This window comes from Nocardia sp. JW2 (assembly GCF_051843015.1).
In the GTDB taxonomy this organism is placed as follows: Bacteria; Actinomycetota; Actinomycetes; order Mycobacteriales; family Mycobacteriaceae; genus Nocardia; species Nocardia coubleae.
Genome location: NZ_JBPXLK010000052.1, coordinates 1 through 7,438 on the forward strand (window position 1 = coordinate 1; position 7,438 = coordinate 7,438).

General features: G+C 68.5%; 9 protein-coding genes. 5 read left to right on the top strand and 4 right to left on the bottom strand.

Annotated features, from left to right (window positions below):
• Positions 1–213: 213 nt before the first annotated feature.
• Positions 214–1,089, top strand: coding sequence for an SDR family NAD(P)-dependent oxidoreductase (locus ACSVDM_RS30650; protein WP_439269154.1), 876 nt, complete (start codon positions 214–216; stop codon positions 1,087–1,089).
• Positions 1,086–1,733 (top strand): TetR/AcrR family transcriptional regulator, encoded by a 648-nt coding sequence (locus ACSVDM_RS30655; RefSeq protein ID WP_439269155.1) that lies wholly within the window; start codon positions 1,086–1,088, stop codon positions 1,731–1,733. The genes ACSVDM_RS30650 and ACSVDM_RS30655 overlap by 4 nt, the downstream gene beginning before the upstream one ends.
• Here the strand turns inward: ACSVDM_RS30655 and ACSVDM_RS30660 are convergent.
• The 4 genes from ACSVDM_RS30660 to ACSVDM_RS30675 all read right to left on the bottom strand — a co-directional run bounded on the left by ACSVDM_RS30660 (position 1,709) and on the right by ACSVDM_RS30675 (position 4,800).
• A complete protein-coding gene (locus tag ACSVDM_RS30660; RefSeq protein ID WP_439269156.1) occupies positions 1,709–2,416 on the bottom strand; it encodes a TMEM165/GDT1 family protein in 708 nt (235 codons plus the stop codon). The two genes, ACSVDM_RS30655 and ACSVDM_RS30660, sit on opposite strands and share 25 nt — an antisense overlap.
• Positions 2,417–2,775: 359 nt before the next feature.
• The gene (locus ACSVDM_RS30665; protein WP_067495270.1) at positions 2,776–3,303 is read right to left on the bottom strand and encodes a peptidase; all 528 of its coding nucleotides are present in this window, start codon (positions 3,301–3,303) and stop codon (positions 2,776–2,778) included.
• A gap of 141 nt (positions 3,304–3,444) precedes the next feature.
• Positions 3,445–4,068 carry a superoxide dismutase gene (locus ACSVDM_RS30670; RefSeq protein ID WP_067495485.1) on the bottom strand — a complete coding sequence of 208 codons (624 nt, stop codon included), beginning with the start codon at positions 4,066–4,068 and terminating at the stop codon, positions 3,445–3,447.
• Between the two features lie 120 nt (positions 4,069–4,188).
• A complete protein-coding gene (locus ACSVDM_RS30675) occupies positions 4,189–4,800 on the bottom strand; it encodes a hypothetical protein (RefSeq protein ID WP_357152020.1) in 612 nt (203 codons plus the stop codon).
• Positions 4,801–5,166: 366 nt separating this feature from the next.
• Between ACSVDM_RS30675 and ACSVDM_RS30680 the strand changes: the two genes are divergently transcribed.
• Genes ACSVDM_RS30680 through ACSVDM_RS30690 form a run of 3 tightly spaced genes read left to right on the top strand, consistent with a single transcriptional unit; the run spans position 5,167 to position 7,347 of the window.
• Positions 5,167–5,526, top strand: a complete 360-nt coding sequence (locus ACSVDM_RS30680; RefSeq protein WP_084457547.1) for a rhodanese-like domain-containing protein — start codon at positions 5,167–5,169, stop codon at positions 5,524–5,526.
• Positions 5,527–5,545: 19 nt separating this feature from the next.
• Positions 5,546–6,583 carry a DUF4328 domain-containing protein gene (locus ACSVDM_RS30685; protein ID WP_439269157.1) on the top strand — a complete coding sequence of 346 codons (1,038 nt, stop codon included), beginning with the start codon at positions 5,546–5,548 and terminating at the stop codon, positions 6,581–6,583.
• A complete protein-coding gene (locus tag ACSVDM_RS30690; RefSeq protein WP_067495278.1) occupies positions 6,580–7,347 on the top strand; it encodes a glycerophosphodiester phosphodiesterase in 768 nt (255 codons plus the stop codon). Before ACSVDM_RS30685 ends, ACSVDM_RS30690 begins: the two co-directional genes overlap by 4 nt.
• Positions 7,348–7,438: the final 91 nt, after the last annotated feature.

The window sequence follows — 7,438 nt, forward strand, 5'->3', positions numbered from 1 at the left end:
GCCGCCTCTTCCCTCCCTACGGGCACTCCTTCGTCGCACCCTTCGGTCAGTCCAGAGGCGGCGACGCGCCGAGACCGGTCGTGGTTTGGCGGCCTTATCGGCCTTCTGCCAATAATGCACCATAGCGTTGCGGGGTGTGGTGTGGCGCACCCCTACTTCGGTGTAGCCGAAATCGTCGCGAACAGCGGTGTTTGCCGGTGGTAGCGTGCCGTCATGAGATCGTTCGCCGGTCCGAGCGTGGCCGGGCGCAGGGTCCTGATCACGGGTGCCGCGCGCGGGATCGGTGCGGCGCTGGCGCGGCGGCTGGCGGCGAAGGGGGCGCGGGTCGCGCTGCTCGGGATCGAGCCGGAACTGCTCGCCGAGGTGGCCGCGGAATGCGGTGATGTGCCGTGGCGCTACTGCGATGTGGCCGACCCGGCCCAGGTGGGGCGGGTGATTCCGGTGCTGGTCGCCGAACTCGGCGGGCTGGATGTGCTGGTGGCCAACGCGGGGATCGCCAAGCAGATGGCGATGGTCGGTGGTGACGCCTCGGTGCTCGAGGAGACGCTCGCGGTGAACGTGCTCGGTGTGGCGTACGCGGTGCAGGCGGCGGGTCCGTATATCGCACACGCGGATGGGTACGTCCTGATGATGTCGTCCATCTCGAGTGCCGTGCAGCTGCCGCTCGGCGGCGCCTACAGTGCGTCGGCGGCCGCGGTGGCCGCGCTCGCGGAAACGCTGCGCTTCGAATTGTCTTCTACGGGCGCCAAAGTGGGCATCACCTACTTCGCGGGGATCGACACCGACATGACCGTGCGCGGCTTCGACACCGCCGCCGCGCACACCATCCTCGGCGGCACGAGCCTGGCGGGGATCTCGCCGATCGGCCCGGCGGTCGACGCCATGGAACGGGCTGTGGCCCGCCGCAAGGCCACGGTGTACGCGCCGTGGTGGGTGGCGATGGCCCGGCCGCTTCGCCCCTTCGCCCAGCTGGTCGTGCAACGACTACACGGCAACAGGGTGGCGCGCGCCGTCGAGATCGCCCGCAACGAGGACGCACCGTTCACCACCGACCAACCGGCCCGGCCGCGCAGAATGGAACGGCAATGAGTGAGGAACCCGGATCGACCCTGCGTCAGCTGCCACGCGGGCGCCACCGCCTCTCGCGCGAGGAAGTGGTCGCGTCCCAGCGCGAACGCATCCTCGTCGCGATGGGGGAGGCGATGTGCGAGAGCGGTTATGTCGGCACGCCGGTCGCGGCGGTGCTCAAACGCGCCGGGGTGTCACGCGAGACGTTCTACGAGCAGTTCCGCTCCAAGGAGGACTGCTTCCGCGCCGCCTTCGACCGCGCCTCCAAGCTGCTCTCGGACCGGTTGCAGGACACCATCGCCGAACTCGCCGACGCCGACGCGCCGACCCGGATGGACCGCATCCTCACCGCCTACTTCCAGCACCTGATCGACGATCCCGCCGCCGCGCGGCTGTTCCTCGTCGAGGTGTACGCGGCGGGACCGGCAGCGATCGCGGCCCGGATGGACCTACAGCACCGGTTCGTCACGGTGGTGGCGGCGATGCTCGGCGCCGAAACCGACGAGCAGCGCTTCGCCTGCGCCACGTTGGCGGCGGCGATCGGCGCGATGGTCACCGGCAAGATCTCCGGGGGCGACCTGGACAGTCTGTGGGAGCTGAAGGATCAGCTCATCGCGTTGGCGCAGCGCTCGGGCACGGTTTACGGCAACGCCTTCGCCGGCTGATCCACCGGCTCGCGCTCACGCCGGGAGAACCGCCAGGCCAGCACCCCGGCGCCGGTGAGGGCGGGGGCGAGCAGGGCGAGCGCGATGGCGGCGACGCCGTCGACGCCGGGGACGAAGGCGTCGAGCAGAGTCTTTCCGGCGAAGAACAGGAACAGCAGACCGGAGGCGATGGCGATCCCGCGCTCGGGCAGGTGCTTACCCGCGAACTTGCCGACCAGAATCGCCAGCCCACCCGCGGCGACCATGCCTGCCACCGAGCCGATCCACACCGCGAGCCAGCTGTTGTTCGAGGCGAGCGCGGCTGCGGCGAACATGGTCCGGTCGCCGAGTTCGGCGAGCATGAAAGCGGAGATCACCACGAGGAACGCATTGCGGGTGCTGGGTGGTTCGGGGGCGGTCTCGGTGTCGTCGGCCGAGGCGAGCGCGTCACGCAGGGTCCACACGCCGACGGCCAGCAGGGTGAGCGCGGTCACCACCGCGATGGCACCGGCGGGCAACGCCGTGCCGAGAAAGTGGCCCACACCCGCGGCGATGAGGTTCACGGCAACACTGGCGACGCTGATTCCCGCCAGGACGACCCACCAGCGGTAGCGCAGCGAGAAGGTCAGCGCCATCAGCTGCGATTTGTCGCCCAGCTCGGCCAGGAAGATCACGCCGAAGCTCAGCAGGATCGTGGCGATCAATGAATTCAGCTCCCAGGTAACAACTTCCGGCCTGCGGCTGAGACGGGGATGCCTTCAGCCACACCGGTCGAATGATCGGTTTCGTGGCCGAAGGTCTCGCCCACCGGTGACTACCGGTTCGCGCAGCCGGACCGCGCCGGTGGTGGCGGCGATCAGTATGTCGACTGGGCGATTGCGGGCTACTCCCCTTCGCTGTCGTCCACCCTAGCGCGGTTGCTCCCGGAATGCCAACATCGCGTCATCGAAAGGGCAACGGACACAATAAGTTTGGCTGAGCGGCCCGAATAGTTCGGTAACCCTGAATTCCGGATCGGGAAACCCTGTTGCCAGTGGTTCGCCAGACCGGTACCGCGAAAGGCTCAGGCAGCCAACAGCATTGCCAGCACCGCGGTATCCGGGTCACTGATGAGATCCATGCCGACCCGGCTCACCAGGGAGGTGACGGTGCCGTCGAGTTCGGCCTCGGCCCAGGCGGCCCGATGCTCCAGACCCAGATGCGGCACGCCGGGCAGCAGCACGCACCCGGACGCGGCGCCCACACACTCGGGCAGCGACGGCCGGGTCTGCGACGGCGGATGCAGCATCAGCAGGGCGGGCGGCACGTGCTCGGCGAAACGGCCCGGCTCGATCGCCTGGTCACCGACCACCGGGCCCTCGGCGAGGACGAGACCGACGGTGTCGGGTTCCGGATCGTCGGGCAACTCCTCACGGACCCCGAACACGGTGCTGGTGAGCAGCAGGCCTGGCAGCGACGCCACCCGCACGGCGAGCACGAGCACCTGCGCCCACTCCTTGGTGGTATCCGGCCACCGCCCCGACACCACGAATCCCCGCAAACGACCATCCGCCTGAAACGGCGTGAACCCGATCGGCCCCTGAACAGTCATGACGACCTCCCGACTTACGGATAAGTCAGGAATAGCCCGCAACCCTATTGGCACACAAGTACCACTGAGTGCCAGGAACTGGTCATTCCACGCAAAAGGCCCCCCGGACGAACGCCGGGAGGCCCTTCACGGAAGTACTACTCACCCAAAGATGAGGCCCTTGCCCTGGTTGACGGCGCGGGCGAAGCGGTCCTGCACGTCGGCCCAGTTGACGACGTTCCAGAACGCGGTCACGTAGTCGGCCTTGACGTTCTTGTACTGCAGGTAGAAGGCGTGCTCCCACATGTCGACCTGCAGCAGCGGGATGATGCCGAGCGGCACGTTCGCCTGCTGGTCGTACAGCTGGAAGGTCAGCAGCTTCTGGCCGAGGGTGTCGTAACCCAGGACGGCCCAGCCCGAACCCTGCAGGCCGTTGGCCGCGGCGGTGAACTGCGCGCGGAACTTGTCGAACGAACCGAACTGGTCGTCGATGGCGGCGGCCAGGTCGCCTTCCGGCTTGTCACCACCGTTGGGGGAGAGGTTCTTCCACCAGATGGAGTGGTTGGCGTGACCACCCAGGTGGAAGGCCAGGTTCTTCTCGTGCAGGAAGATGGCGCTGTGATCGCCCGCTTCGCGCGCGGCTTCCAGCTTCTCCAGCGCGGTGTTCGCGCCGGCGACGTAGGCGGCATGGTGCTTGGAGTGGTGGATCTCGTTGATCTGCCCCGAGATGTGGGGCTCCAGTGCGCTGTAGTCGTAATCCAGATCCGGCAGCGTGTACTCGGCCACGTTGTCCCTTTCCTGTGTCGGGCTGTGTGCGCCCATTCGATCGAGCACACCAACCATCATTCGTACACCCGATTCGTGCAACCGACGACGCGCGGGCTGTATTTCTGATGGCCCAGCCGATTACAGCGGGGGCGCGACGTCTGCTTTGCTTGCGCGGGCGTCGCCCGAGTCGTGGGCGGCCCACCAGCGGCGACCGCCCTCGACGAACTCGGCCATCGGGATCTCGCGGCCGTCCAGGTCGGTAATTGTGATCTTGTCGAACCATACTCGGACGTCGAGTTCGCGCGGATCGATGCCCTCCTCCTGGGAGAACTCGATGACATGCGCGGCGATGCGCTGGTCGAGCACCGTGTCGAAGCTGAGCAGCTCGCTCCACAGCGTCCAGCCGCTGTCGTCGACGTCGATGAACTCCCAGCCGTGCAGGCCGCCGCCGCCGAAGCTCTCGATGGCCTCGTCGAGCTGGTCGATGGTGAGGGGAAGGACGCGGGCGTCGATGTCGTCCCAGCGCTGGATGCGCAGCGACGCGGCGACGCGGGTGACACCGGTGAAGGTGAGCAGCACTTTGCGCTCACCGGGTTCGGCGCCGTCGGCGGGCTGGGTGAGCACCGCCAGGCACAGCTGCAGCTTGCCCGCGTCGGCGTCCACCTCCACACCGAGACAGGTCGATTCGGACAAAGCGGTATTCAGGCCGTTGCGGTCGAAACTGTCGAGTAGCCCCCTGCTCTGGTTCATGCGCTCAGGCTACCGATCTGCCCGCCCAGATCCCACGAAATGGGATTTTCACTAGTGATGTCGTTTTTATGGAACCGAAACGGTCCGGCGTGCGTCCAAGTAGATGTCGGGATCATTGCGGACGCGAAATCCCGACGTCAGCGGCGAACGACCGCTCCGGGATGTCAGGAGGGGAGTCCCGGATCGGTCGTTCCCATGCCGCGCGAACCAGCTCGAATCCCCCTCGACGGGCGACTCGCCCCGATGGTGTGCTGATCGATTGCTGAGACCTGTGGATCGAGCTGTGGATTCTGTGGATAACCGAGATCGGTCCACAGACCACGCACACGGCGCCCGGCACCGCTTCGGGCATGGCAGGATCGAGGCGTGACGAGCTCCGATGTCCCCACGGTGCCGGTGGGCGAGGTACCGGCCGGGTTCGACCGCGCGGAACCGGTCCCCGGCGCCCAGCTGCTCGACGTGCGCGAACCCGACGAATGGGAGCTCGGGCACGCACCGGGCGCCATCCACATCCCGATGGTCGACGTCCCCGCCCGCCTCGACGACATCGACATCGATGCCGAGGTCTACGTGGTGTGCAGGCAGGGCGGGCGCTCGATCGAGGTGGTCAAGTACCTGACCCACATCGGGTACGAGGCCTGTCATGTGGCCGGAGGCATGGTCGCCTGGCAGCAGACCGGCCGTCCGGTGGTCGCCGACGGCGACCACGAAGCCAAGATCTACTAGTCCGGAACGGGGTGCGCGGGTGAGTTCGGTGGTGCAACCATGTGCACGCTGTGGCGCGCGGTGGGCCGTGCAGGGCGCGCCGATGCACTGGTGCCCGCGCTGTCGTGGCGTGCTGCTGTCCCCGGGCAAGGTCGACGCGCCGCCGGAGAAGCGCAACTACCGCTGGGTCGCCCGCAGGCCCGATCATCGCGACCGCCGCGTCAGCGCACGCACCGTGCGCGCCGACCCCGGCCCGACTCCCCGCTACACCGAGGTGCCGCGCTGGGGTCTGCTCGATCCGCCGCCCGCCCAGCCGCGCGCACCACGCAGGCCGTTGCGCGGCATCGCCGACCGGCGTGACCGGCTGCTCGTTATGACCGCGGCGGCGTTCGTGCTCGCCGGCCTCGCCGAATACGGCCGCTACCTGATCCTGCTGCAGAACCGCACCCGCCTGATCCCGAGCTGGCTGCTCTGGATCTCCGACGCCACCGTGTGGCTGTTCGGGACGCTCGCGCCGATCCTCGCGCTGCTGACGGCGCTGTCGCTGGTCTCGTGGCTGATCGAGGCCCGCCGGGCCGCCTACGCGGCGCACGGCAGCCGCGACCCGCGCCGATCGTGGACACTGATCGCCGGTTGCGTGATCCCGGGTGTGAACCTCGTCTGGCCCGGTGTCTTCCTCACCGAACTCGCCGCGGCACATCCCGACCCACGCGCACTGCGCGCGGTGCGGATCTGGTGGGCCGCCTGGGCGACGAGCGGGGTGCTGTTCCTCGCCGCGACGCTGTGGCGCAATGCCTCTACCCTGCAAGCCGAGGCCGACGGCGTCTCGTTCACCGGGTTCACCGACCTGTGCGCGGCCGGCTTCGCGGTGCTCACGCTGTGGACGGTTCGCCTGCTGGAGGGACGTGACCTGCGCGGGAATCCCCGTTCGGCGCACCGCCTGCTGATCGCCGCCGACCCGGCGCAGGAGGTCATCGCCCCGGTGGAACCGGGCGGTGCGAGTACGGCCGAGGAGACAGAACGTTCGGAATCCGCCGAGCCGGGCGAGAATCCGCACAAGGAGGTTGTGGCCAAGTGAGTCAGGGCAATCGCGCGCCGTTCGTCGTCGCGCACCGTGGTGCGTCGGGCGAGCTTCCCGAGCACACTCTCGCCGCCTACGAACTCGCCCTGACCGAGGGCGCCGACGGGGTGGAATGCGATGTCCGGCTCACCCGCGACGGCCACCTCGTGTGCGTGCACGACCGCACCGTCGACCGCACCGCCGACGCGACGGGCCTGGTCAGCGAGCTGACCCTGGACGAGTTGCGCGACATGAACTTCGGCACCGAGGACGCACCGGCGGGCGTGCTCGCCCTGAGCGACCTCATCGGCCTCGTCCTCGACTGGCGCAGCCGCCCGACCAAACTCTTCATCGAGACCAAACACCCCGTGCGCTACGGCGCCCTGGTGGAGAACAAGGTGCTCGCCGAACTCCAGCGCTTCGGCATCGCCACCCCCGCCTCGGCGGATCATTCGCGCGCCGTGGTGATGTCGTTCGCCGCCACCGCCGTGTGGCGCATCCGTCGCGCGGCGCCGCTGCTGCCGACAGTGCTGCTCGGTGAATCCTCGCGCTTCCTCGGCGGCGGCGCGGCGACGACAGTCGGCGCCACGGCGGTCGGTCCGTCGGTGAAAACCCTGCGTGAGCACCCGGAACTCGTCGACAAGGCGGCCGCGGCGGGACGGGCCACCTACTGCTGGACCGTCGACGATCCCGAGGATGTGCAGCTGTGTGCCGACCTCGGCGTGAGCTGGGTGGCGACCAACCACCCGGGTCGCACCAAGGCGCTGCTCGCCACGCTGTGACATCGGCGGCCGGGGCCGCGGTTCTCGGCGCTTGACTCCGCCTCTTCCCTCCCTCCGGGCACTCCTTCGTCGCACCCTCCGGTCAGTCCAG